This window comes from Bacteroides stercorirosoris (assembly GCF_900142015.1).
Taxonomy (GTDB): domain Bacteria; phylum Bacteroidota; class Bacteroidia; order Bacteroidales; family Bacteroidaceae; genus Bacteroides; species Bacteroides stercorirosoris.
Genome location: NZ_FQZN01000005.1, coordinates 170,885 through 195,422, shown reverse-complemented (window position 1 = coordinate 195,422; position 24,538 = coordinate 170,885). Strand labels below are relative to the sequence as shown.

General features: G+C 42.5%; 21 protein-coding genes and 1 pseudogene. 16 read left to right on the top strand and 6 right to left on the bottom strand.

Translation table 11 applies throughout. The features are described 5' to 3' along the window. Positions 1-30 precede the first annotated feature (30 nt). Both BUC01_RS25825 and BUC01_RS05730 read left to right on the top strand, forming a co-directional pair. Positions 31-211, top strand: a pseudogene (locus tag BUC01_RS25825) (PDDEXK nuclease domain-containing protein); the annotation flags it as partial. A 784-nt stretch (positions 212-995) separates the two neighbouring features. Continuing rightward, the gene (locus BUC01_RS05730; protein ID WP_025831410.1) at positions 996-1,874 is read left to right on the top strand and encodes a DMT family transporter; all 879 of its coding nucleotides are present in this window, start codon (positions 996-998) and stop codon (positions 1,872-1,874) included. Positions 1,875-1,882: 8 nt separating this feature from the next. Here BUC01_RS05730 and BUC01_RS05725 read toward each other — a convergent pair whose 3' ends face one another. Further along, a complete protein-coding gene (locus BUC01_RS05725) occupies positions 1,883-2,368 on the bottom strand; it encodes a DUF3836 domain-containing protein (RefSeq protein WP_025831411.1) in 486 nt (161 codons plus the stop codon). 144 nt (positions 2,369-2,512) lie between these two features. Between BUC01_RS05725 and BUC01_RS05720 the strand changes: the two genes are divergently transcribed. Further along, positions 2,513-4,738 carry a sensor histidine kinase gene (locus BUC01_RS05720; RefSeq protein WP_073313006.1) on the top strand — a complete coding sequence of 742 codons (2,226 nt, stop codon included), beginning with the start codon at positions 2,513-2,515 and terminating at the stop codon, positions 4,736-4,738. Positions 4,739-4,740: 2 nt separating this feature from the next. Here the strand turns inward: BUC01_RS05720 and BUC01_RS05715 are convergent, their stop codons facing one another. Both BUC01_RS05715 and BUC01_RS25415 read right to left on the bottom strand, forming a co-directional pair. After that, the gene (locus BUC01_RS05715) at positions 4,741-5,286 is read right to left on the bottom strand and encodes a metalloprotease family protein (RefSeq protein WP_073313004.1); all 546 of its coding nucleotides are present in this window, start codon (positions 5,284-5,286) and stop codon (positions 4,741-4,743) included. A 12-nt stretch (positions 5,287-5,298) separates the two neighbouring features. Continuing rightward, complete coding sequence (locus tag BUC01_RS25415) at positions 5,299-5,436, bottom strand: hypothetical protein (RefSeq protein ID WP_175560864.1); 138 nt, start codon at positions 5,434-5,436, stop codon at positions 5,299-5,301. 445 nt (positions 5,437-5,881) lie between these two features. Here BUC01_RS25415 and BUC01_RS05710 point away from each other — a divergent pair, with 445 nt between their 5' ends. The 4 genes from BUC01_RS05710 to BUC01_RS05695 are packed head-to-tail and all read left to right on the top strand — an operon-like array spanning position 5,882 to position 9,916. Beyond that, positions 5,882-6,454 (top strand): LemA family protein, encoded by a 573-nt coding sequence (locus tag BUC01_RS05710; protein WP_073313002.1) that lies wholly within the window; start codon positions 5,882-5,884, stop codon positions 6,452-6,454. A gap of 7 nt (positions 6,455-6,461) precedes the next feature. After that, a complete protein-coding gene (locus BUC01_RS05705; protein ID WP_025831418.1) occupies positions 6,462-7,484 on the top strand; it encodes a DUF3137 domain-containing protein in 1,023 nt (340 codons plus the stop codon). Positions 7,485-7,498: 14 nt separating this feature from the next. Next, entirely contained in the window at positions 7,499-8,812 is a 1,314-nt protein-coding gene (locus BUC01_RS05700; protein WP_073313000.1) for a hypothetical protein, read from the top strand. Between the two features lie 21 nt (positions 8,813-8,833). Continuing rightward, the gene (locus BUC01_RS05695) at positions 8,834-9,916 is read left to right on the top strand and encodes a trypsin-like peptidase domain-containing protein (protein ID WP_025831419.1); all 1,083 of its coding nucleotides are present in this window, start codon (positions 8,834-8,836) and stop codon (positions 9,914-9,916) included. 107 nt (positions 9,917-10,023) lie between these two features. Here BUC01_RS05695 and BUC01_RS05690 read toward each other — a convergent pair whose 3' ends face one another. Then, on the bottom strand, positions 10,024-10,575 hold the full coding sequence (locus BUC01_RS05690) for a DUF3836 domain-containing protein (protein ID WP_081795776.1): 552 nt from the start codon (positions 10,573-10,575) through the stop codon (positions 10,024-10,026). A 509-nt stretch (positions 10,576-11,084) separates the two neighbouring features. Between BUC01_RS05690 and BUC01_RS05685 the strand changes: the two genes are divergently transcribed. Next, positions 11,085-12,938 (top strand): sensor histidine kinase, encoded by a 1,854-nt coding sequence (locus tag BUC01_RS05685; protein WP_243462434.1) that lies wholly within the window; start codon positions 11,085-11,087, stop codon positions 12,936-12,938. Here BUC01_RS05685 and BUC01_RS05680 read toward each other — a convergent pair. Continuing rightward, on the bottom strand, positions 12,928-13,458 hold the full coding sequence (locus BUC01_RS05680; RefSeq protein WP_081795777.1) for a DUF3836 domain-containing protein: 531 nt from the start codon (positions 13,456-13,458) through the stop codon (positions 12,928-12,930). The two genes, BUC01_RS05685 and BUC01_RS05680, sit on opposite strands and share 11 nt — an antisense overlap. Before the next feature lie 1,146 nt (positions 13,459-14,604). Between BUC01_RS05680 and BUC01_RS05675 the strand changes: the two genes are divergently transcribed. Then, complete coding sequence (locus tag BUC01_RS05675; protein WP_025831423.1) at positions 14,605-15,315, top strand: hypothetical protein; 711 nt, start codon at positions 14,605-14,607, stop codon at positions 15,313-15,315. 78 nt (positions 15,316-15,393) lie between these two features. Here the strand turns inward: BUC01_RS05675 and BUC01_RS05670 are convergent, their stop codons facing one another. Next, positions 15,394-15,885 carry a DUF3836 domain-containing protein gene (locus BUC01_RS05670; protein WP_051568767.1) on the bottom strand — a complete coding sequence of 164 codons (492 nt, stop codon included), beginning with the start codon at positions 15,883-15,885 and terminating at the stop codon, positions 15,394-15,396. Positions 15,886-16,143: 258 nt separating this feature from the next. Here BUC01_RS05670 and BUC01_RS05665 point away from each other — a divergent pair, with 258 nt between their 5' ends. The 7 genes from BUC01_RS05665 to BUC01_RS05635 all read left to right on the top strand — a co-directional run bounded on the left by BUC01_RS05665 (position 16,144) and on the right by BUC01_RS05635 (position 24,536). Continuing rightward, positions 16,144-18,402 carry a sensor histidine kinase gene (locus tag BUC01_RS05665; RefSeq protein WP_073312998.1) on the top strand — a complete coding sequence of 753 codons (2,259 nt, stop codon included), beginning with the start codon at positions 16,144-16,146 and terminating at the stop codon, positions 18,400-18,402. A gap of 103 nt (positions 18,403-18,505) precedes the next feature. Further along, the gene (locus tag BUC01_RS05660; RefSeq protein WP_073312996.1) at positions 18,506-19,366 is read left to right on the top strand and encodes a hypothetical protein; all 861 of its coding nucleotides are present in this window, start codon (positions 18,506-18,508) and stop codon (positions 19,364-19,366) included. A 202-nt stretch (positions 19,367-19,568) separates the two neighbouring features. After that, entirely contained in the window at positions 19,569-20,270 is a 702-nt protein-coding gene (locus BUC01_RS05655) for a response regulator transcription factor (RefSeq protein WP_034524241.1), read from the top strand. Between the two features lie 477 nt (positions 20,271-20,747). Continuing rightward, entirely contained in the window at positions 20,748-21,314 is a 567-nt protein-coding gene (locus BUC01_RS05650; RefSeq protein WP_073312994.1) for a hypothetical protein, read from the top strand. After that, positions 21,298-22,224: a hypothetical protein gene (locus BUC01_RS05645; protein WP_034524242.1), complete on the top strand. Its 927-nt coding sequence runs from the start codon at positions 21,298-21,300 to the stop codon at positions 22,222-22,224. The genes BUC01_RS05650 and BUC01_RS05645 overlap by 17 nt, the downstream gene beginning before the upstream one ends. A gap of 13 nt (positions 22,225-22,237) precedes the next feature. Continuing rightward, positions 22,238-23,878 carry a tetratricopeptide repeat protein gene (locus tag BUC01_RS05640; RefSeq protein WP_025831427.1) on the top strand — a complete coding sequence of 547 codons (1,641 nt, stop codon included), beginning with the start codon at positions 22,238-22,240 and terminating at the stop codon, positions 23,876-23,878. A gap of 127 nt (positions 23,879-24,005) precedes the next feature. Then, positions 24,006-24,536, top strand: a complete 531-nt coding sequence (locus tag BUC01_RS05635; RefSeq protein ID WP_025831428.1) for a GNAT family N-acetyltransferase — start codon at positions 24,006-24,008, stop codon at positions 24,534-24,536. Positions 24,537-24,538: the final 2 nt, after the last annotated feature.

The window sequence follows — 24,538 nt, the reverse complement described above, 5'->3', positions numbered from 1 at the left end:
TATGATTATGCCGATTTCCGTTGGTCACATCAGAATAAAGACTGTATCATGACTGAATACGCTTTACGTGACGTGCACAAGCCGATAGGTATTTCCGATTATGAGTTAGGCAGAGCGTTACCCAAAAGATATTAAATCCAGCCTTCCTTCTATTGAGGAGTTAGAAAATAAACTTAGTCAACCCGTTGGCGGAATTAATTCGTTTCTGTAGCGGTTATGAATGAAACAGATGATTATTGCGCAGTTCAAGGCTGAAAGCCTTTTATCTTAATTCCCAGGGCAACGCCCTGGGAATTAAGTAATGTTTATTCCTGCGCCCTGTAAGGGCATAACAGTGCACACTGGCTTTTGCCCTTACAGGGCGTAAGATTGTGGGGGACGATTCATTCCCGGGGCAACGCCCCGGGCTATAAGATGAAAGCCTTTCAGGCTTGGGCTGCGCTAAATTATCATTTGCCTCATTACTGCACTGATATGAATGAATTCCGCCAACAGGTTTAGTCAGGAATTACAGGAAAAAGATAATAGTACAACAATCAAATAGCAAGGACTGATTTTGTAGGAAATCTAAAAGATTTAGAGAAACTCAAATGGATGATCTTCTTAATTAGTAGTATCTTAGAAGAAATTGTAAAAAAAACAGGAGAAATACTTGACAAAGTGTTTTTTATTCTTTATATTTGTGATGTGCTTATTAAAACTAATTCAAGTAATGTAATACAAAAAATGGCTAAGTTAATTCAATAGGATTTTACACAAAAGTGTTTTTAGGATATTTCAAAGGATGAAGTCTGAGAAGATTTCATCCTTTTTTGTTTATTTTTATGCCAAATGGCTGAAAAGGGCTAAAAACACGTTGTTAATAAATGCGGGTAAGATTCTTAAAAAACGTCACCCGAATTCTTTAAAAACGTTTTTCGCGTTTATTAAACCGCCTGTTTTATTGTACAAAAAGAAGAAATGATATATCTTTGCCCTCAATTTATAGGGAGTGTATGAATGAGAAGAAAAATTACACCTATCATCTGATAGCAATCCTCACCGTAGGAATCTGGGGATTGACGTTTATCTCCACCAAAGTTTTAATTGCCAACGGACTTTCGCCGAAAGAAATCTTCCTGCTTCGTTTCTTGATTGCTTATGTGGGAATCTGGTTCATATCTCCTCGCAAGCTGTTTGCAAACTGCTGGAAAGATGAACTCTGGCTGTTTCTTGGCGGTATCACGGGCGGCTCCTTTTATTTTCTGACGGAGAATATGGCATTGGGCATCACGCTGGCCACTAATGTTGCATTCATTGTTTGTACGGCTCCGCTGCTCACCACTATCTTTTCTTTGATGATTTATAAGAAGGAGAAAGCTACCCGCAGTTTGATAGGCGGTTCGCTGATGGCATTGGTGGGAGTGGCAATGGTGGTTTATAATGGTAGTTTTGTTTTGAAAATCTCTCCGCTGGGCGATTTTCTTACTCTGCTTGCCGCTCTTTCCTGGGCATTTTATAGTTTGATAATGAAGAAGATGACAGGGAGGTATAATACAATCTTCATTACCCGCAAGATATTCTTTTATGGGATATTGACCATACTTCCTGTTTTCCTGTTCCAGCCCTGGCAGGCAGATCTTTCTTTGCTTATGGAGCCTTCTGTCCTGTTGAACCTGTTATTCTTGGGTGTACTTGCTTCATTGGTTTGCTTTGCCATCTGGAATGTCGTACTGAAAAACCTCGGTACGGTTCGTGCTTCCAACTATATCTATCTCAATCCGCTGTTCACCTTGGTGGGCTCTGCAATTCTGCTGAATGAACATCTGACGATCATTGCGCTGATTGGTGCAGGCTGCATTATAGGGGGAGTATATATTGCAGGAAGAAAATAACCAACGGATTATTTTTCAGCAAACAGCATAATTTCTTCCGCTTGCGTACTGTGTTCTGCCGTCAGGTTCCAGGAATTATCTTTCTTGTTCCATTTGTAGCTTTGGTAATTTGTCCCCATTGCGTTTATCTGGTAAACAGTTTTGGCTTTCACGTCGGCATAAGCATTCATTTTACTGTTCCATGCTGCGTATTCCACTTTTATATTCGTTCCGTCATAAGAGAAATTCAGGCAATATTGCTTCTCAAAACGTTGGTTCTCCTTGTTCCACTTCAATACCTCTTTGGCTGATACGAGTCCTTCGGCATTGTACGCATAGTTATACTGCAAATGATTGTGCAGATACTTCCGGTTCTCTACTTTGAATACGGTTTCCGTCTTTACGCGACCTTCGTTCATTTCCGTGTTATAGGCGAAATCCTTTACATTGTTCCCGCTTACTGCGTTTACTACTGATGTCAATGCGAATACTACTGATATTACTAAAGCTTTCATAATGATTTTATTTTTTAAGTTATACATTTTTGTTTCTTTCGATGTTGCAAAGATAGGGCAGGGAGATGAGGATGAATGTTATTGTAATGTTATCTTTAGGTTAATGCAGAAAAACGCTATCTTTGTCCCCAAAACAATAGCAAGATGAAGCTTCGCTCGCTCTATATCCTCTCCATCATAGGATTGTTTCTCGTTGTGGTGATACAATTGGGAGGCATGATATATGCTTATGACAGCTATAAAAATGAGGCGAAGCGTACACTGAACGAATGTTTCCGGCAGGCTTTTATAGAAACGGTGGATAATCAGGTGAATAACCTGCCTTTTCCTGACAATACCATACCTTGTTATTCGTACATCCGTAGAGATGAAAAGATGTCTTATGATGAACTGGTATTTCTGGGATATCAGCAAGTGGCTTCTTTCTTGGAAGGTGTTTATCATGTGGAGATACCTTTGGATGAGATGGAGAAGGTGTTGGAAAAGAAGCTGAAATGGAAGAACATTGATAGGACCGTACGGATTGATTCGGTAGAAGATCACAGTAAATATTCCGCTTACAGGCATTTCAAAACGGTTATTTCGGAGCAAGCATGGCTGAATGAAGGTAAGGGTAAAGCGATAGAAGCTACCATCATTTCTCCTTTCCTTCCACTTGTAAAGGATGTGTTTTTCCTGTTCCTTCCTACTTTGTTGTTGACTGCTTTCCTCATTTACAGCTGGGCACAGCAGATGAAGTATATCATCAGCCGGCGCCGGGGGATTGAAGAACAGCGCTCTGCTTTCTATGCTCTGGCGGAGAAAATGAGATTGCCGATAGGTAAGGTGCGCAGGCAGATTCCCGAACAACAGTGGGAGGCCATAGAAACATCGAGCAGGCAGATTCTGGATATGACGGAGCAAACACTTTCTATGGCTAAAGAAGAGGAACGGAAACGTCAGGCCCGTAAACAACATTCATTTAAGGTATTCTTCATAGTCAGTCTGTTGGCAAGTTGTTTGTTGATGGTAGCTTGGTTTGCCTATTTGTACCGTACAGCTGCTCGTGAGACTGCTTATCAGGTGAATGATTGTTTTGAAGCAGCTTTCTATGATGAGGTGATGTATAATCGTTATCAACATTTCCTTTCACATGTCACAAAAGTAGGGGCGTACAAAGATGTGAGCATTTTAGAAGAGACTCCTTTCGCTAAAGAGCAACAGAAGTTTCTGCGGGGAAAGGAATCGGAGTATGTGATAAACCGTTTGTTTGTGGTACATACCTATAACACGATTGACCAAAACTATCGCCTTCGGTCAGCCTTGATCGTGCAGCAGAGAATCAATCAGGACAGTGTAGAGATACCTATGTCTTCTTTCTTCCTGGATTCGGTATTTGCCGGGCATTTGAGCCGGTTGGGCATGAAGTCGCGTAGTGGTATTCGCCAGTTTCTCCGTTTTTCGGACAGTACGGTTACAGAGGTTGGATACGCTTCCAGGAAGTATGGTGATTATACTTCTCAGTTTATTCCTTTGAAAGAAGATAGTACGCTTTGCGTGCAGGGAGTTGTGAAGAACCCTTATCGTTATGTGGCGACTTCTATCTGGTATCTTTTGTTGCCCCTATGGATTACATTCCTGGTGATGCTCGATTGTATCTTCGGTCAGGTGAAAGTGCTTCGGATGCAACATCGCCTGGAGCAGTTTCAGAAAGACTTTACTTACGCTATGATTCATGATATGAAGTCTCCGTTGAACTCCATACTGATGGCGGCACATGTGCTGGCAGGGGGGAAACTGGCGGATAAGCCTGAAAAAGAAGAGAAATACCGACGGGTGATGACGGAAGAAAGCGAGCATCTACTGGCTTTATCGAACAGGGTATTGATGCTGACACAATTGGACGAAGGGCATTTGGAGTTGCATAAGGAAGAAGTCGCCCTGCGCCCGTTGATTGATGATCTGGTTGCGAAGATTTCTCTGAAAGCCGGTAAGAGGGTGGAATTCAATACGGTTTATCATCGCTGTGAGACGGCCTATGCGGATGCTTTCTGCCTGCGTGAAGTGCTGGGAAACTTATTGGACAATGCGATCAAGTATTCTCGTGAAGAGGTGAAAATAGATATAATCTGTGAGTCGGAGAGGGGAGTCTGCAAAATTAAAGTATGCGATAACGGGTTGGGTATCTCCTTGAAAGACCAGTCGCGCATCTTCAACCGCTTTGAACGCTCTGCGGCGGCGGCACGCAGTAGTAAAGGGGGAGCCACAGGCTTTGGCTTAGGTTTGAACTATGTGCAGCAAGTGATGCTGGCACATGAGGGCAGGGTAGAAGTGGAGAGTGAAGAAGGCCGTTTCAGTGAGTTTACTCTTTATTTTCCGGCACGATCCTGACATTACCATATATGGAATCGCAACTCCTGTGAACAGTCGTTGATAAATGCATCTTTGCCGAATGAACGCAGTTTCCAGAGGATGCAGATGTCGTCTATGCTACCGATAAGTAAGAATGTTCCGAATAATGTGAAATAATAGCTCCCTGTTACCATGCCGTACAAAAGCGGAAGGATGCCTAACAACAGAATAGGTAAGAAGCAGGTTGTGCGATATTGCCACATTCTGATGGGTTCGTTGCAGTGGCAGAAGCGTATGCCTCCCTTATGCTTTACGAAAGAGATGGACCGGAAACCTTTGGGCGAAAAGATTCCGAAGAAAAGTGCATGAAGCAATAGATTTACTCCAAAACCTATCAGGGCACACAACCAGAATATCAGTAATGATACATGAGCCATATTTTCTCCGTGTATCCATCGGAACAGGAGCAATATAGGTACTGTAAAGAGGATTGCAGCCAGTATTCCATACTTGTTGATCTTATTTCCCGAAACCATGATTTCGGTTCCTTTCTTGCTTTGTACAATTGAGATATCCGCTTTCATCATCTGTTCTTTTTATTAATTGAAGAATATATTTGCAATGGCGTGTTTCAGTCCTGTATATATAGGATTGACCACAACCATTGATACGTGAACTGCCAAAACGATTGCAATGCCTTTTGCCAATACGATTCCTGTTTTCTGAAATTTCTTCATGGCTTGTTTATTATTTAAGTGATACATTGGGTTTATTTCGATGTTGCAAAGGTAAGGCGGCAGGGAGAGAAGGAATGTTATCGCAATGTTATCTTTAGGTTAACGATTATAAGTCGGCATGCAAGTTTAGTAAGGTATAAAGCGCTAATAAAACTTGCTGGCTGAATAAATCATTCCTTTCTTTTTCCAGCATGAATTAGATCATTATCCTCTGTTTTGCCTGTTATTCTATCGGGCCATTCCCCTTATCATTGAAAATATCCCCTTGCCTCTTCTCTGCCTGATGATAATAATCAGTTGAAAAACATAGGTTTATAGTGAAAATGTTACTTTCTATTTGTCCCCCCTGTTTCTTTCCTGTTTTATGTCTATCTTCTTATTTTTGTTCCGTTCTCGTAAGTAGATACGATACAACTATTATTAATCTATATCAGAAAGTAAAATTATGGAAAACCAGGGAATACTTCTTTATATCGGAATAGCCCTTATCATCTTATTGGTACTTTGGTATATCTGGACTGCCAATAATCTGATTGCAAAACGGAATCGGGTAAAGCAATGCCGTAGCGGCATTTGTGTGGCATTGAAGCAGCGGAACGATATGATACCGAATTTGGTAGCTGCCGTAAAGTCCTATATGGGGCATGAGAATGAGACGCTGACCCGTATCGCAGAACTTCGTTCACGAACTTTTCAGCCTTCACAGGAGAGTGAACAGATAAGAACCGGTAATGAGCTTTCTTCTTTAATCTCCAAACTTCAATTATCCGTAGAAGATTACCCGGAACTGAAGGCAAGCGAGCAGTTCGTCCGACTGCAAAGGAGCATTGAAGATATGGAATTGCAACTGCAAGCCATACGCCGCACCTATAATGCTGCGGTCACCGACTATAATAACTCCATTGAGATGTTTCCCTCTTCCATCGTAGCCGGTCGGCAGAATCATCATCAGGAAGAACTGATTGATATTCCCGAGCAGGAACAGCGGAATGTGGATGTCAGTGCACTTTTAAAGTAGATGTAATATGGAATCAATTGACTTCAGAAGCCTTTCCGAAAGGCTTCGTACCGAACTGTCCCGTGTATATTTCTGGCAGAAGATTGTTCGTATTCTGAGCATCATAGTCTATCTCTTTGTGTTTTGCTGGATGATGTTCGTCCTGTTTGGCGGCTATCTTGTTGGATATATCGGCTTAGAGAACTACAGTGTGGTTACGCAATACATTTTCCCGGTCTTTATGGGATTTATTGTGCTGAACTTCGCATTCAGCCGCTCTCTCATGAAATTCCAAGGGCAGGAAAATAATATCATGCGCAGCATTATGTCTGCTATGTTTCCATCCGTTCTTTTCTCCTTCTCTTCGCAACTGGACCAGCGCATATTATCCGGTAGCAGGCTCTTTAACTCTTCTTTCTCCGATCCGGCACTGGCGGCTACCACCTATGCTTATCTGGAAGTGCCGCGGGGAGATCGTACCCTTTATATAGCCGATATAGGTGTTTCCTATGGACTGATGAATAAGTTGGAACTGAACTCTGTAACAGGCTATTTCGTGATGCTTTACCGCTATGTGCTCCGTCCGCTGTTCGCCTCCAGGTACGAAAGTAGTGCGCATAACTTCCGCGGGATGTTTGGCTGGTGCCGTCTGGAGCGTAGTTTTAAGGGCAGCACGATTATCCTGCCCGACCATCTGGAACAGAAGGCCGGCTATCTGGCAAAGAATATCCAGGGCTTGAAGAAACGCTATAATGCCCGCTTCGTTCATCTGGAAGACCCGGATTTCGAGAAGTATTTCGTGGTTTATGCCGATGACGAAGTAACCGCCCGTATGATACTGACACCGGCGGTCATGCGCCGGATTACCCGTCTGCGCGAAACATTCGGGCACGATATGATGCTCTCTTTCAACAAAGGTACTTTTTATTACGCAGGCGTGATGCCCGACGGTTTCCTCTGCCTTCGCAAGCGGGCACTGGACAATGAACATCTGCTTGAAGAGATATACAATGATATAAACCTTGCCTGTCAGGTGACAGATATCCTTTAAAACCATATTATAACATGAAACAAACACTTACATTTATTCCTCCCGTAGTGGACTCCACGCAAAGTTCCATTCATACGGAGGCTTACGAAAAGAGCGTGGACTTATATAACCAAGGCGAGTACCTGCAAGCTTTCCACAGTTTGCTGGATTACCTGAATGCGGACTTCCGGACGAAGTATGGCAATGCGGATGGTACTGAATTTCATATTCCCCACGGTTCTATCCTGGTGCATATTTCTGTAAAAGACGGATTTTACCGTATCAGTGCCGACTTCCTGAACTTGCCCGAGAAAGGGCGTGTAGCCATGCTTCGACAGATTGCAGACCTGAATCTGAACAAGCTGCTGTTGCCTCGCTTTGTGAAGGACAACGATAAGTTGAGAATGGAGTACACGTGTTCTCTCTCGCAGAGCCATCCCCATAAGATGTACTTCGTGTTACAGAATATCTGCCATATCGGTGATAAATATGATGACGAGTTCTGTACGAAGTTCGGTGCTACACGGTGCTATGAGCCGCAGGTCACCCCTTATCCGCAGCAAGAGATAGACCGCATTTATGAAGGTTTGCAAATCTTGGGCCACGAAACACTGGAAGCTGTGAAAGAGTATGATGCCGACCGGAAATATGGCTACTCCTGGAATGTGCTCGATACGACTTTCTATCAGATTTCCTACTTTGCCCGTCCGCAAGGCCAGTTATTGAATGATCTTGATAAAGCGGTGGACGATATGGATGCCGAACTGCCTACTGCCGAGGTGGTAGCGAAAGGAAAGGCTTTCCTTGAGAAATTGCTCGCCATGCCTAAGGAGGAACTGGCGGCTGATCTTTATTTCGTAGATACATTGGTGTCTACCAAGCGCCGTTCGTCTCTGAAGAATATGCAGGAGAACTTTATGAGTGTCTATAAAGAAGCTACTGAAGCCATTCAGACGGAAAATTATGAGCGGAGTGCGGTACGTCTGCTCTATATTTTCTATGAAGCTTACTTCTATAATGATGTGCAGGATGACATTAACGTGATTCTTTCGCATGCGCTTGAGAAAGCAAGCGGCAAGTCGATGGAGGATGCATCTGAAATCCTTTACAATGCGATGGATAAAATAATGGAAGGTGACCTGGAACCGGATGAAGATGACCTGGAAGAGATATCGGCAGAAGCCATCGAACAAATGCAGGGTATGGCAGCATCTCTGCAAGAGGAAATCATGAAGGCGCAGGCCGATATGCAGGCTGCCATGATGAGGGGAGATATGGCCGAGTATATGCGTCTGGCGCAGGAACTTCAACAGAAGATGATGCAACAGGCACTTGGCGGACAACAATAACAGATTAAAAACAATGAATCAATGGAACAGAACAATATATATCAGTTGGTTTTCAAAGTAACCCATGCAGGTGGATCAGGCAGCTGTTTCTATCTGAAAGACTATGATCTTTTTGTGACGAACTACCATGTGGTGAAAGGCTTTCATGCAGTGGCGGTACATGATAATGACCGGAATCCTTATCTGGCTAAGGTGGTACTGGTGAACCCTTCATTGGACATAGCCCTGCTGTCCGTAGACGGTGATTTCTCGGCTCTGCCTTCCCTGAATCTGGCAGGAGATAATTCCTTGTCCATCGGTGGAAAGGTTTGTGTGGCCGGTTATCCTTATGGCATGCCTTTTACGGTGACCGAAGGCTCTGTGTCTTCGCCCAAACAGCTGGTGGATGGAAAGTACTATATACAGACTGATGCGGCAGTGAATCCCGGTAACTCCGGCGGTCCTATCTTCAATGAAAAGAACGAAGTGGTAGGTGTAACGGTGAGTAAGCTGAGTAATGCCGACAATATGGGTTTCGGCATCCGTGTGGAAGCATTACGGAAGCTGCTTGAATTTGTGGAGGCTGTGGACCGTACAGCTTTTCAGGTGCAGTGCGACAGTTGTGACGAGCTGATATCGGAAGAGGAAGAATTCTGCCCTTCATGCGGCGAAAAGCTGCCCGAGGGTATCTTTGAAGAGCGCGAACCGTCTTCATTGAGTACCTTCTGCGAACGTGCCATCCGTGAGATGGGAGTTAATCCGGTTCTTGCGCGTGACGGTTATGACTCCTGGACATTCCATAAAGGCAGTTCCGAAGTGCGTATCTTTGTTTATGAAAATACTTATCTGTTTGCTGTTTCTCCTATCAATCTGTTACCAAAGAAAGAGGTGGAAAGGGTGCTCGATTATATCCTGGGTGAAGATTTCAGTCCTTACAAACTGGGTATTGAAGGACGCCAGATCTACATAGCATATCGTGTACATCTGTCTGACATTACGGATGCATCGGAAGATGAAATCCTGACTAATCTGGTGAATCTGGCATTGAAAGCCGATGAGATGGATAATATGATGGTAGAAGAGTTTGGTTGCGAATTTTCTGAATATTCTAAACACGAAGACTGACTTTAGGTAATAATTGCAAACGCGGCTGCCTATAAAGATTATCGATTATCTTTTGGCAGCCGCGTTTTTTCATTGGAAACTGTAAGAGAGAATTCTTGTTAGAGTAATTATCTGTTTGCCAGCAAAGCGTTGTTCCAATTTGTTGCATTGTGTTCTGTTACCAGATTCCAGGAGTTGTTTTTCTCATTCCAGTTGTAAGCCATGTAGTTCATGCCATTCTCGTTCATCTGATAAACGGCTTTGGCTTTCACATTTGTGTAATCATCGGCTTCGCCGTTCCATGCTACATATTCCACGTTTACTTCGTTGTCGGTGTAGTTGAAGTTGAGGCAATACTGCTTTTCAAAGCGGCTGTTGTCCTGGTTCCATTTCAGGATTTCCTTGGCTGATACACGTCCTTTTTCATCATGTGTGTAGTTGTATTGCAGGTGGCGTTCCAGGTACTTGCCTTCTTTTACTTTGTAGACTGTCTGGGTTTCTACCCCGTTTTCCTGTTTCTCACTGTTGTAGGCGAAGTCTTTTACATTGTTACCACTTACTGCGTTTACTACTGCTGTTAATGCGAATACTACTGATAATACTAAAGCTTTCATAATCGTTTTATTTTTTAAGTTATACATTTCGTTACTTTTGATGTTGCAAAGATAGGGCAGGGGCATGAGGATGAATGTTATCGTAATGTTATCGTTAGGTTAATAGAATAATTTGTTACCTTTGCAGCCAAAATAAATGCATAATGAAAGTACGGATACTTGTTTCCTTTTCAATTGTTGTTTTGTTGCTCATATTTCTTTTGCAAGGTGTAGGCATATATCGTGCTTATTGTGATCATGTAAAAGAGACCCAAGCCATCTTGGATGACTGCTTTGAACAATCTTTTGTTGAGGGGATAGGTGGGCAGGTAAATTCTTTACCTTTGGCGGTAGGAACTGTTACTCATATGAATTTCATGCCTTATAGCATGTATCTGAGCAAAAAGATGAAGGAGTCTAAAAATGAAATGACTCTTTATTTTGCTCAACAAACATCAGTGATTTTACAAAAAGTGTATCATGCTGAAGAACTTCCTTTAGTTACCCTGGATACTTTGTTAACTTGTAAATTACAAAAAAAGTCCGTTGAGGGAAAAATTACTATCCGTAAATTTAAGACAGAAACAGGGGAAGATTTGGAATTTACGCAACCGTATGCGTCGGCAGGCATTGGCGTGTTCACTTCTAGACGCGCATTTATAAATAAGGAGAAAGGAATAGCTGTAGAAGCTGTACTCCAGACTCCTTTTTTGTGGGGAATACGTAAGATTTTACTGTTGTTTTTGGGTACATCTTTGGCATTGGGGATAGTGGTGTTCGCATTTGTAAAACAAATACGTTCTATTAACTTTCAGCATCATAATATTGAAGAACAACGAAACAGTTTTTATACGTTGGCAGAGCGTATGAAGTCTCCTGTTACAGATCTTCTTTCGGATATCCCCGGATCGGAGTGGAGTAGGATAGAAGAGCAGAGTGTCCGTTTATTGAATGGAACGGAACAGACTCTTCTTAAAGCTAAATTGGAGGCGCAAAAAGAAAAGAAGAAATATTTTTCATTGAAAGTTCTGCCTTTAATCGCTTTATTGAGTGCTTTAGTATTGTTATTGATATGGACAGGCTATCTGTATCAGGATAATCGGAAGAAGATGGCACAGGTGGTCAATGATTGTTTCGACAATATGTTTTACAACGAAACTATCCGTCGGATGAAACTTTATCGGCAAATTAATGGATATTACTTAGAAAAAGCGGAAAAGTCAGATACCATGATATTTTCTCCCTATTATGAAAGGCAAAGACTGGCATTGAATGCCTTTATGCGTGAGAAGAAAATAGCTCTGGTTGCTACTCATGTACATGTTGGTACTGAGGATATTCGTGAAAAGTCTGAGATAAGCGATAATGCGTATTATGGTTATAACAACCAGAATGCAATAGATACTTATAGTAAGGTACCCATTCCTTTCTCTTTGCACTATGCAGACTCTTTATTTATACAGTTTCTGGAAGAACACCGGATGCCAACCGATGCTGGCATCCGTATGTGTCGTTATCCGTCTGAGGAATTGATGATTTATACGGGAAATCCTTTTCCGGGTATACTTGATTTAAGAACGAATATGATTGCTTTGAATAAGGACAGCACCGTTTTCATTGAAGGTGTGGTATCCTCAACTACCAAACATATCTTTTCTTCCATTTGGTATTTGCTGGTGCCCTTGGGAATACTTTTTCTGTTTGTATGTGTATGTGTCATCTTCCAAATACATTTACTTTATATGCAGTATCGTTTGAAGCAGTTCCAGAAGGATTTTACGTATGCTATGGTTCATGATATGAAGTCTCCACTAAACTCTATATTGATGGGAGCGCATAGTCTGGCAAGTGGTAAACTGGCTAACAAACCGGAGAAAGAACAGAAATATAAGCAAGTCATGACGGAAGAGTGTGAACATTTGTTGGCTTTATCCGATAGGGTATTGCTTTTGACACAACTGGATAAGGGACATTTGCAACTGAATATTGAAGAGGTTCCCTTATGCCCGTTGATTGACGATTTAACAGCTAAAATATTACTGAAAGCCGGTAAGAAAATAGAGTTCAATACCCTCTATCATCGTTGTGAAACTGTTTATGCAGATGCTTTCTGCCTGCGTGAAGTGCTGAGTAATCTTCTGGATAATGCAATAAAATACTCCCGTGACGAAGTAAAGATTGATATCATCTGTGAGTCGGAGAAAGGTTTCAGCAAGATTAAAATCTGTGATAATGGCTTGGGTATTCCTGTGAAAGACCTTGCACGTATTTTCAACCGTTTTGAGCGTTCGGTCGCTGCTGCCCGCAGCAGTAAGGGAGGAGCTACGGGCTTCGGTCTGGGACTGAACTATGTGCAGCAAGTGATGTTAGCGCATGAGGGTCGGGTGGAAGTAGAGAGCGAAGAAGGGCGTTTCAGTGAGTTCACGCTTTATTTTCCGGTTAGAGAGTAAAGCGGTTATCTTGTCCTACGGTTAGGTTCCAGGCGTTTTCCTTTTTATCCCAGTTGTAGGCAGTGTAGTTTACTCCCTGTTCGTTCGTCTGGTAAACAGCTTTGGCTTTTACGTCTGTATAGTCACCGATTTTATTGTTCCATGCTACATATTCCACGTTTACTTCGTTGTCGGTGTAGCTGAAGTTGAGGCAATACTGCTTTTCAAAGCGGCTGTTGTCCTGGTTCCATTTCAGAATTTCCTTTGCTGATACACGTCCTTTTTCATCATGTGTGTAGTTGTATTGCAGGTGGCGTTCCAGGTACTTGCCTTCTTTTACTTTGTAGACTGTCTGGGTTTCTATCCCGTTTTCCTGTTTCTCACTGTTGTAGGCGAAGTCTTTTACATTGTTACCACTTACTGCGTTTACTACTGATGTCAATGCGAATACTACTGATAATACTAAAGCTTTCATAATCGTTTTATTTTTTAAGTTATACATTTCGTTACTTTTGATGTTGCAAAGATAGGGCAGGGGCATGAGGATGAATGTTATCGTAATGTTATCGTTAGGTTAATAAAAAGAGTTTCTTAATCCGATGGTGGAATTCTGCAAATAAGCTTGTTGTCAAGCGGGAGGTATAGTCGTGAGATTACGTCTTTCCTTGTGGCTGGGGAGGGAGACATAGGTGCTTTGTCGTGCCTCTATTTGTTCTGTTTTGTTTCTCCCTATTGAAACTTTTGTTCCTTGCCTGTGAAACTCTTGTTCCACAGGCAAGGAACAAAAGTTTCTTAGGGAAGAAACGGATGTCTCATAGTAAGGAGACAAATGTTCCGATAAAGTGAGACTTACGTTTCTTCATAACGGAATGATATTTGATTAATTATACTTTACTGAAGAAGTAGGTACGGGGTTTATTTACAGTGGGTTATCACTCTTCTTATCCTACTTGTGACCTGTTGGCGGAATTGATTCATTGGGTATAGTAATGAATCAAATGATAAATGAGATTTTAGACACGGATTACACTGTTGTAGTATATAAAAACAACAGTGTAATCCGTGTCTAAAATATATTCATAACAGTACAGAAAGGAATTATTTCACCACAGATTACACAGATTAGCACAGATTTAATTTATTAATAATCAGAGATATCTTTCCTAATCTGTGTAAATCTGTGTAATCTGTGGTGCATCATAACCGTTACAAAAAGGAACTAATTCCGCCAATAACTCACTTGTAATAATCATAACCTTCAGGCTTTTGTGAAATCAAGAACTTTGAATGATTAAGGTCGGAATTCTTTGTTTTTTTCCTTTAAAACGCCTGCTGTTTCTTTTGGAAATTGAAAATATCCCCTTTGCTCTTACTTTTGCTGGATAATAACGGGTTGAAAAACAGATTTTTATGAAGTTAAACTCCCTTCTCATTTATCCCCCCTGTTTGTTTTCCGGTTCATGGGTATCTTCTTATTTTTGTAACAGTCTCCTTGGCAGCTGCGATGGAACTACTATTAATCTATATCAGAAAGTAAAATTATGGAAAACCAGGGAATTCTTCTTTATATCAGGATAGGCTTATTGTGTTTCTTGCTTGTCAGGTAGCGGATGAATCGAGACTTAACCAATATGCATTTATTATATTAACTATTTGACAGAATATTAACTCTTAAACTAGAATTATTATGGCATTTTTTGTGAACCCCGGCAAAGACTGGGAGAATAACCTGACAGAAGAAGATATTGCGAAACTGGAAGCGCAAGGGTGTGACGTAAACGGACTGCGTAACAGGCCCTCCGTGCCGGAAGATGATGAAGAAGGAGAGGAAACTTTCGATAATCCTACTCGTCTGGATAGGCTGAAACCTTATCTGCAAACACCCCGGGATATGGAAACTCCCTTCTTCAGGGCAGTGGCAGGCAATGCTCCCTGGTTGTTCAAGGATCGCTGGAAGAAGAAATATACAGAGTCTCCCGTCGTATATGCAGCAGTGGTGCAGGCCAACAGTGCCTTGTGGAGACCGGGAGATAACGATTACTATCCGGCAGTGTTTGTTTTTGCCCTCGACAAGAAGCACATTCACGATGTGGAATGGTTATCGCAAATGGCAGAAAAGATCAGCGAATTGTCAGATAGCCCTACTGTGCCGGATGATTGCCGCAAGCTGATTAATACGTTGCGCGATAGCGAGAGTGAGTTCTGTTTCCGTATCGGCAGGAGTGTATCTGGTGATGCCGATGCCTGGTGTGCTACTTATAAATTCGATAAGCAATCGGCTCTTCCGCGCAAAGCGCTTCCTTCGGACGGCATCGTTCCTTTCTTGTTGAAGGCCAATCCGGTAGAGAACCAATTTGTGGATTTTAAACTGATTCCCTCCGAATTGTATATTGGATAAATCAAAGAATGCGGCTATCGGAAAATTGCTTTTCCGGTAGCCGCATTTCTTTAGGAATTTAAAAGAGGGCGTTTATCGTTAGAGGTTACCCTTCTCATTCCGGTTATAAGCCATGTAATTCATGCCATTTTCATTCGTCTGATAAACGGCTTTGGCTTTCACATTTGTATAATCACCGGCTTTGCTGCTCCATGCTACATATTCCACGCTTACTTCGTTGTCGGTGTAGCTGAAGTTGAGGCAATACTGCTTTTCAAAGCGGCTGTTGTCCTGGTTCCATTTCAGGATTTCCTTGGCTGATACACGTCCTTTTTCATCACGTGTGTAGTTGTATTGCAGGTGGCGTTCCAGGTACTTGCCTTCTTTTACTTTGTAGACTGTCTGGGTTTCTACACCGTTTTCCTGTTTCTCACTGTTGTAGGCGAAGTCTTTTATGCTATTACCACTTACTGCGTTTACTACTGCTGTCAATGCGAATACTACTGATAATACTAAAGCTTTCATAATCGTTTTATTTTTTAAGTTATATATTTCGTTACTTTTGATGTTGCAAAGATAGGGCAGGGGCATGAGGATGAATGTTATCGTAATGTTATCGTTAGGTTAACGACACTTTTGCGACTCTGGAGAGCTCTCTTGTTTTTTTAGAGTTGTATGTATTTTTATATTCCTCTTTTAATCAGTAAGATGCTGATTTCCGTTCGTTTCTTTTCATCATGCCTTGCCATTGGCTGGAACGAACGCATTCTCGTCCGATATAAAAAGTAGTGCATTACTTCGTGATCCATAGTTATTTGCTATTTTTGCAGGCGAATATAAACGGATAAGATGAAATTACGTACTGTCATCTCTCTTTCACTGGTGAGTCTGATTGCTGTTGTGTTAATACAGTTGGGCGGAATGCTTTATGCTTTTCATGCACAGATGCAGGAAGCGGAGAAATCACTGAACAAGTGCTTCTGGATGTCTTTCACGGAGACAGTGGATAATCTGGTGAACAACCTTCCTTATCCTGATAATTCAATAGCTATCATAGCGTATGCACCCAATCCTAAATACAAGCGGATAGATGGGGATGAAAGGAATAAGCGTACTTCCCAGCAGGCGGCACAGGCTTTGCAACGGGTGTATGGAATAAAAGAAATTCCGTTGGCCACCATAGATAGCGTGTTGCACAATAAGTTGCGGAAGTTAGACATGGATGGAACGCTGACCGTGGAGCGCATTAATGTAAATACAAATGAGGTGCTGGCAACTACCAATCCTCAGGTAAGTAACCGTAACTTTGCCGCTGTTACTTCCGAAACAGCTTTCACCTTTAAATCCCGTGGGGAGGCTGTCCGTGCCATTCTTTCTTTCCCTGCCAAGGAGATGGAGAAGAGACTCCTGCTACTGTCATTCATTACATGGCTATTGCTGGGTACGGCTGTCTATGCCTTGATTGTACAGATGAAGTCGGTATTCCGCCAACGGCATGACTTGCAGAAACAACAACAGGACTTCTATACGTTGGTCGAAGAAATGAAACATCCCGTCAGCCGGATGAAGAACTTGATAACCACAGAAAACTGGCAAGAGATAGAGGCACAAAGCAACGTACTCTTTGAGAGAACCAATGCTACTCTGACACATGCCAAAGCAGAAATCCGGCAAAGAAGTACGGGCAGGCCTATTTCTCTTAAAGCAATTTCTATGGTCAGCTTGGCGGGAGTATTCCTGTTGCTGGCTGTCTGGTCAGGATATTTGTATTACACGACCTCTCAAAAGATACGGTATCAGGCGGAGGAGCAATTGGAAGAGGCTTTCTACCGGGAGGCAGACTTACATAGATATCCGCTTTTCACTAAGGCTAACCCTGATTTTAATTGGGATAGCTCGCCGGGAGAATTTCTCCCTTATCCGCTGCGTATGATGGACGAGCTTTATAAGGTATATCTGGAGAAAGGTTATCGCTACCGAATACAGTTGCTTACCATTCGGCATCTTTACAATAAGTTTGATGAAGGCTTCCGTATGAAGACGGCTTATGATATACAGGATACGATCAGTCTGCGTAGCCGTGTGCCTATTCCGTTTTCCTTGCAGTTTGCCGACAGTGTGTTCAGAAAACAGCTTTTGGAAACAGGTTTTCCGGATAGGGCGGATATCCATTGGATCAGATATCCGTCCCGGGAGTTGATACTTTATACAGGTAGTCCGGCTATTGACTTCGGGGATATCACTACCCGGTTGTTTCCGTTGGATAAGGATAGTACGAGCTGCATCTTTGCTGTGGTTCGTTCACCACAACGTACTATTATGAGTGCCACATGGTATATGCAGGTGCCGCTGCTTATTGCTTTCCTTTTCGTATCTCTCTGTGTTTTCTTTCAGATACGTATGTTGCGGGCACAGCGTCGGTTGGAGCAGTTTCAGAAGGACTTTACTTACTCCATGATACATGATATGAAGTCACCGTTGCAGTCTGTCATGATGGGAGCGCATATCCTGGCAGGTGGTAAGTTGGCGGATAAACCGGAGAAACTGGCCCGTTACAGGCAAGTGATGGGGGATGAGTGCGAACATCTGCTGACACTTTCCAATCGTGTAGTAATGCTGACAGAGATAGACCGTGGAGAATTGGAACTACATAAAGAAGAAGTTGTCCTAAGACCGTTGCTGCGGGATATAGCGGAAAAGTATCAGTTGAAAGCGGCGAAGACGGTTCATTTTGATATTGATTGTGAAGAAGGATGTAGTGTTTATGCGGATGCTTTCTGTCTGCGTGAGATACTTTCCAATCTGGTGGACAATGCCGTCAAGTACTCTAATGAAGAGGTTCTGATCGTTCTTTCAGGTACAAAGACAGAGGATGGGATCATTGTCAGAGTGCATGATAACGGTATTGGCATTCCTTTGAGCGAACAACATAAGATATTCAATAAGTTCGAGAGGATTGCTTCCGGCAGTCGTAAGACGGGTGCATCAGGTTTCGGGTTAGGATTGAATTATGTGTTGCAGGTGGTGAGTGCCCACGGCGGTATGGTGAAGGTAGAAAGTGTGGAAGGGAGTTACAGTGAATTTACGCTACAATTCCCCTTGCGTTAAAAAAGCCTGCTGGTAAAGATGAAATGTGCCCAACTATTTGTTATTCAGATAGGGTTTTGCTATTTTTGTATACAGAGTCCGTAAAAAACAAAGGAGGTGGATTATGACACGCAGGGTTGGCATATCTTGGCTCCCAATTCGTTGGGGATTATTTTTTCTGTTCATTTCTGGTTTGCAGTTGCTTTCTGCACAGGAAGATGGTGTACGCTTCACTCTTGACAGCCTATTGATAAAGCCGAAAGCTACATTTCAGCTTCCATCCGTCAACCTGCTTCCCGAAAAAACCGTATATCCTTTGATAAATCCTATACAGTTAGGTGATTTGCCTTCTTTCTCCTTGAAAGAGGAACTCCGTATACCTTATCATATAAATCCTTCTCCGCTATTCCGGGGCGATTATAGTACGGGAGGCGTATTAAGGCAATTTCCCCATGGAGCGGTATTCGGCTCCGGGAGTCAGACCAGTCTTCCGGGCATCGGGCGTTTCAATAATGCTTCGTTAGGATATCAGCATATCTTTAATGATCGGCTATCATTGCAACTTCGTGCCAATGCCATGAAGATAAATATGTCTCACATCACCGGGCAAGCCTTCAGTACTGCGGGCAGGCTGACTTATCGTGCTTCCGACCGGGTTGCCTTCAATGTCTTCGGTTCGTATGATATCGGTAATTCTTACGGGATGAGCACTAATAGTTATGGTGCTACGATGTCTCTTGATATGTCCGAGCGCTTTGGTGTGGAGGTCGGTGCCCAGCGTTATTACGATGCCATGCGTGGAGGTTGGCAGACGGTTCCCGTTGTGATACCCTATTACCGCTTCGAGAAGTTTAAGCTGGGACTGGATGTAGGAGGAATAATGTACGAGATTCTGCGCAACGTGGTGTTTGATAAACGCGGCGGCGGTGACTTTGGTGGAGGCCCTACGATTAGACCGCCAAAGTTTTCATTTCCGATAAAATGATTTCCTAAATCTTTCTTGATATGTACCGGATCATTGAGATGTGCCAGTTGTGCAAGTCTGTTGTGCATATCCTATTGTGAAGAGCATGCTTGCGATAATTAGCATAAGAATGAATGATATCGCAATGTTATCTTCGGGTTAACGAATAATTTATTACTTTTGTGGCATACAACCGGAAGTTAATACAATTCATATCAAAGACATGGATACAATAAAGTTATTGTTAGTTGAGGACGATCCCAGCCTGCGTTACATCGTTCAGAGCGGATTGGAAGATATCATAGAGGGCTATGAGGTGTTGGCAGCTGCCAATGGTGAAGAAGGATTGGCAATGTGGAGGGAGCATCGTCCCGATGTCATTCTCTCGGATATAGAAATGCCCGTCATGGATGGTTATGAGATGGTGAAGCGCATCCGTGAGGTGGATAAAGAGACGCCTATAATCTTTTCTTCCGGTTTGGTTTCTCCCAAAAATGTATTGAAAGGCTATGAGTTGGGAGCCAACAATTATATCAAGAAACCTTTCATTCCCGAAGAACTGGATGCTCATATTCATGCTTTGTTGAAACTCTCCAAAGGTGAAAAGAGTAAGGACGAAAGCGAATGTTACAAGATTGGAAAGGAATATGTGCTTGATGCTACGCACGCCATATTGAAACATGCATCCGGTGAAAACAAGACATTGACCGCCCGTGAAGCAGGACTGTTGCAAATGCTTTGTGAGAACAGAGGGGATGTAGTACGTCGTGAAGCCATTCTTGATAAGTTCTGGAATACGGAAGATGATTATTTTGCTTCCCGCAGCCTGGATGTATTCGTCACAAAACTCCGTAAGTTGATAGCTGAAGATTCATCAGTCAGCATTAAAACGGTGAAAGGTGTGGGGCTGATGCTGGAAGAATGAAACATTAGTAATTAAGAATGTAAATACCGGGATAATGAGATATAAATTTCATCATCCCGTTTTTTTTGGGGAATACAAGTTATAAAGGAAGTTGCTTTTCTTGCAGATGAATCGGAGAAAATATCTGATTCCTGAAAAAGATGTTATCCGGTTCGGAGAAGTGGATCAGATAGTAGTAATTATAAAAATATGGAGACAAGGAAGAAAGCATATATCTGATGACAGATAATATTGCTCCTCCATTGGTTCTTCATGAAAAGCTGTGGGTGGAATCAGTCACTTTATGCAAATGTCCCCTTATTTGTCTATCCTTTCTATTGAGTTATTATTTGAAAAACAGTTGTTTAGTTTGTGGGTTGTCCCCTTCATTTATCCCCCACGATTGTTTCATTATTTACAGGTTACTTTTTACTTTTGTTTTCATACGATAACCAGGAAAGATGGAACTATTATTAATCATTATAAAAAGTAATATTTATGGAAAATCAAACAAAACTCTACCCAAGCTATATGGGTGAATTCTATGCAGCAAACCCGGTGAAATTTGAAAAAAGAAAGAACAATGTTAAGCCGATGCTTTATTATGGACTGGCTGTAGTCGCTGTTATTATTGTTATTTTTCCTGGTTTTATCCCTGTAGCGGGTTGGTTGGTTCGGACGGTCGGAGTAATTGCTGTATTAATATGCCTGCTTGCAGCGTATTTGAGCAATTTCGATTATTATAATAGTGAGAGTGGGGGTAAGATCAAAGAGGTGGGCTTGAAGAAGTTCAAGCGCGATGAAACCGATATAGACAGAATCCTGGAAGCGTTTCTCAGAAAAGACTTTGAGTATCTGGCAGAGTTGCCCGGAGCATACAGCGCACCGGTTCAGATTCATGTGGAAGAGGATAAATTAGGGCAGGAGATGTATTGCTTACTGACTTCTTACGATTCTAACAGCAATATTATCGGTCTGACCAATGTCCTGACCTTATCAGGAAACGATTATCTCGATCATGCGGATGTAATCAGGCAGATGCTTAAGGATGCGGAAAACGACTGATACGCAGAAAAAAGTGGCGCTATGGAAAATCATAGTGCCTGTTTTCGTCTTTCTTTTCCTTCTACATTGTAGGGTGTGGCATACGGAAGAAGAGATGTTGATGCATACCGCATTTTCTTCCGGTGGTTATTTAGGGCTGAACCAGAAGATTGTTGCTGTGCTTATGGCGATAACGATGTGCAGTTGGATGGCGTATACCCGTAAGAGAAGTACAGGGAAATGGTATCATTGGAGAAACTTTGTCTATGCTTTTATGTGTGGAGCTGCCGTAGTAGGGTTGTGTACCAATATACTGGTGGTTTTTCTGTTCTGGCTGAACAGTTGTTTTACTTCCGGTGTGCAGACCCGTGAGTATATAATTGTCAATATCGCTCCCCACGACCGGACGCGTAAGAGTCACAATCCCCGTTCTGCTGCATGGTTGCTGAATACATTTTCTTACGGGGAGATATTTATACAAGGTGACCGTTACACTCGCATCTACTTGCCCATTGACTCTGCATACCGGCTCAGCGGTGAACGAGGCATCTATCTTAAAATGGAGTTGGAAGACGGCTGGCTGGGATGGGGAGTAATACGGAAGATCAATTCGGTGACCACAACAAAAGCATTGGAAAAAGTAGAAGTTCGTTTTCCTGAAGATGAGCAGGCACAGGCGTCTGATTCTTGTTTGCACGAAAAAAGTGAAAAAGCTTTTAAGTATACATGGAGGGATATTCATATCTTTGCCAAACTGAGGAATATTAATTTATCAGATACTACCCACGTCAGTGTAAATCAGTATATAGACGGGCAAAAAGGTATTCCGGTATGGGAGATTGATATACGCGATTCCATTCAGCCGGATATGGCCAGAGTGATATTGATTCATGGAGAGACTGGAGAAGTGATGATGGATTCGTATGAATAACACGATATTGAAGATGAAATTGAAGAGTTTGATAGGAATAATCCTGTGGGGCGGTATGTTGGTTTCTTGTGGACCTGATAATCGCGTGGCCTTGGCAGAGAAACTGATGGCAGAAAAGGAGACAGACAGTGCCATAGTAGTGATGAATGAGATTAAAGAACCGTTGCATAACTTATCGAAGCGCGATTATGCACTTTATGCCTTACTGATGTCCGAGGCTGTCCACAGGAAGCAACAGTTGAATGCAGCTACAGATACCCTGCTGCTACCGGCTATTAAATATTTCAGCCAATCGGGCGATTCTCTTTATGCCGAACGGGCCCTTTACTGCAAAGCACACCTGGACAGACGGCTTAACCGGATGAGGGATGCCATGCAATCTTTTCTGAAAGCTCTGCTTTTCCTGCAAAATAGTGGTAATCATGAGCAGCTCTACCGGGTGAATACCTGGTTGGGAGTTGTCTGCCTGAATCAGGAAGAATATTCCGGCAAGGTGCGTTATTCCAAAGAAGCCTTGAAAGCGGCTTTGGATTTGGGAAATATGTTCTATAAGAATATGGCCTTGTGCGATATTTCTACCGGATATTTGTTTCTGAATCAATTGGATAGCGCCCTTTATTATGCTCAGGCGGCCTATGAGGCGGCTTTAGCCGATTCTGTTCCTCGGCAGCTTCCTTTCATCTATACAAATCTGGGTAGTATCTATTCCCAGAAGGGAGAACCCGCCAAGGCGCTGGACTACATTAATAAGTCTATAAGCCTTCGTCCGGCTAAGGATACTGTGAGAATTCTTTCGCTCTATGGGGCAAAGTTGGAGTTGTTTGGGAAACTGGGACAATATGATTCGGCATATCACTATTTTCAGAAAGTTATCTCCAGTCCAAATCCTTCTTCGGTGGCCGATGCCTATAATAATATGGCGAAAATATATCATAAGATGGGCCGTGCTTCAGATGCCTATCCTATGCTACAACGTTTCATTGAATTATCCGATACCATACGCAAGTATCGTCATACTGAGGAAGCCATTGCATTGCAAGAGCTTTACAAACACGAACAGCTTTCGGTGGAAAACCTGTATTGGCGCACCCGGGCCGCGGAAAGGCAGCGTAATGTGTATTGGATGACTACAATCTCTTTGCTGTTGGTTTGGGTGGCAAGTGCGGTATATTTCATCTATCGCCGTAACCGCAACCATCTGATGGCGCAGCAGCATCAGCTTGTAAAAAAGGAAAAAGAATTGGCGCAGCAACGTGAGATCACTTCCGAAAACCTCCGGCGTATGGTGGAGCTGGAGCAGAAGGAAGCTAAGCTGAAGGAAACTTTCTTCAGGAGACTCAGCCAGAAGGTGGTGCAGGAGATAGAAAGAGGCGGAAATGTGATTCTTTCCGATGAAGACTGGGACGATATTGTGCAGAATGCCGACATCATCTTCAATAACTTCACGAAACGCCTGCAACAGACCTATCCGAGTCTGAATAAAGATGATCTGCGCTATTGCTGTATGGTGAAGATGCAATTATCCCAGTCGGGCATGGCGCAGGTGATGCATCTGGAGAAGGATTCGGTGAAGAAACGCCTGAAACGTATCCGTATGGAGAAGATGGGGGCGGATAGTGGCATTACATTGGAAGAACTGCTGTATAACTTTTAGAGGCTGAAAGGCTCTCTGGCTTTTGTCTGTAAAATATCCTTGAGTTATCAGAGGTTTTATGAGAATCTTTAGGAACTGTAAGGGCATTATGCTTACTTTGCAGATGATGAAATAAAACAATACAATTATGATTATTGCTCAAAAAGAAAATTATATCCTTCGTACCTGGGAGGCATCTGATGCCGAGTCATTAGCGGTTCAACTCAATAACAAAAAGGTATGGGATAATTGCCGGGATGCCCTTCCGCATCCTTATAAGTTAGAAAATGCACAGGCTATACTGGAAATTATCGGCAAGAAAGAAGGTATTCATGATTTTTGTATTGAAGTGAATGGAAAAGCTGTAGGCAATATCGGCTTCATGCCCGAAAGTGATGTGCAGCGCTTCAATGCTGAAGTAGGCTATCTTATCGGTGAACCATATTGGGGGCAGGGTATTGTTACTGACGCATTGAAAGAAGCCATCCGTTACTATTTTGCGCATACTCCTATAATCAGAGTGTTTGCTTTTGTATTCGAATATAATCTTCCTTCAATGCGTGTATTAGAAAAGGCCGGATTCAACAAAATAGGTATCATGCATAAATCCATTTATAAGAATGATGCATTTTGTGATGCGCACTATTTTGAATTATTGAAAGAGACATTGGTTGATTGAGT

Coding starts and splice junctions, on each gene's coding strand:
- BUC01_RS05730 (WP_025831410.1), top strand. CDS start 996: ATGAATGAGAAGAAAAATTACACCTATCATCTGATAGCAATCCTCACC.
- BUC01_RS05710 (WP_073313002.1), top strand. CDS start 5,882: ATGGAAAACCAGGGAATACTTCTTTATATCGGAATAGCCCTTATCATC.
- BUC01_RS05680 (WP_081795777.1), bottom strand. CDS start 13,458: ATGCCCCTGCCCTATCTTTGCAACATCAAAAGTAACGAAATGTATAAC.
- BUC01_RS05635 (WP_025831428.1), top strand. CDS start 24,006: ATGATTATTGCTCAAAAAGAAAATTATATCCTTCGTACCTGGGAGGCA.
- BUC01_RS05640 (WP_025831427.1), top strand. CDS start 22,238: ATGAAATTGAAGAGTTTGATAGGAATAATCCTGTGGGGCGGTATGTTG.
- BUC01_RS05665 (WP_073312998.1), top strand. CDS start 16,144: ATGAAATTACGTACTGTCATCTCTCTTTCACTGGTGAGTCTGATTGCT.
- BUC01_RS05715 (WP_073313004.1), bottom strand. CDS start 5,286: ATGATGAAAGCGGATATCTCAATTGTACAAAGCAAGAAAGGAACCGAA.
- BUC01_RS25415 (WP_175560864.1), bottom strand. CDS start 5,436: ATGAAGAAATTTCAGAAAACAGGAATCGTATTGGCAAAAGGCATTGCA.
- BUC01_RS05695 (WP_025831419.1), top strand. CDS start 8,834: ATGGAACAGAACAATATATATCAGTTGGTTTTCAAAGTAACCCATGCA.
- BUC01_RS05675 (WP_025831423.1), top strand. CDS start 14,605: ATGGCATTTTTTGTGAACCCCGGCAAAGACTGGGAGAATAACCTGACA.
- BUC01_RS05660 (WP_073312996.1), top strand. CDS start 18,506: ATGACACGCAGGGTTGGCATATCTTGGCTCCCAATTCGTTGGGGATTA.
- BUC01_RS05700 (WP_073313000.1), top strand. CDS start 7,499: ATGAAACAAACACTTACATTTATTCCTCCCGTAGTGGACTCCACGCAA.
- BUC01_RS05720 (WP_073313006.1), top strand. CDS start 2,513: ATGAAGCTTCGCTCGCTCTATATCCTCTCCATCATAGGATTGTTTCTC.
- BUC01_RS05645 (WP_034524242.1), top strand. CDS start 21,298: ATGCGGAAAACGACTGATACGCAGAAAAAAGTGGCGCTATGGAAAATC.
- BUC01_RS05690 (WP_081795776.1), bottom strand. CDS start 10,575: ATGCCCCTGCCCTATCTTTGCAACATCAAAAGTAACGAAATGTATAAC.
- BUC01_RS05670 (WP_051568767.1), bottom strand. CDS start 15,885: ATGCCCCTGCCCTATCTTTGCAACATCAAAAGTAACGAAATATATAAC.
- BUC01_RS05655 (WP_034524241.1), top strand. CDS start 19,569: ATGGATACAATAAAGTTATTGTTAGTTGAGGACGATCCCAGCCTGCGT.
- BUC01_RS05725 (WP_025831411.1), bottom strand. CDS start 2,368: ATGAAAGCTTTAGTAATATCAGTAGTATTCGCATTGACATCAGTAGTA.
- BUC01_RS05705 (WP_025831418.1), top strand. CDS start 6,462: ATGGAATCAATTGACTTCAGAAGCCTTTCCGAAAGGCTTCGTACCGAA.
- BUC01_RS05650 (WP_073312994.1), top strand. CDS start 20,748: ATGGAAAATCAAACAAAACTCTACCCAAGCTATATGGGTGAATTCTAT.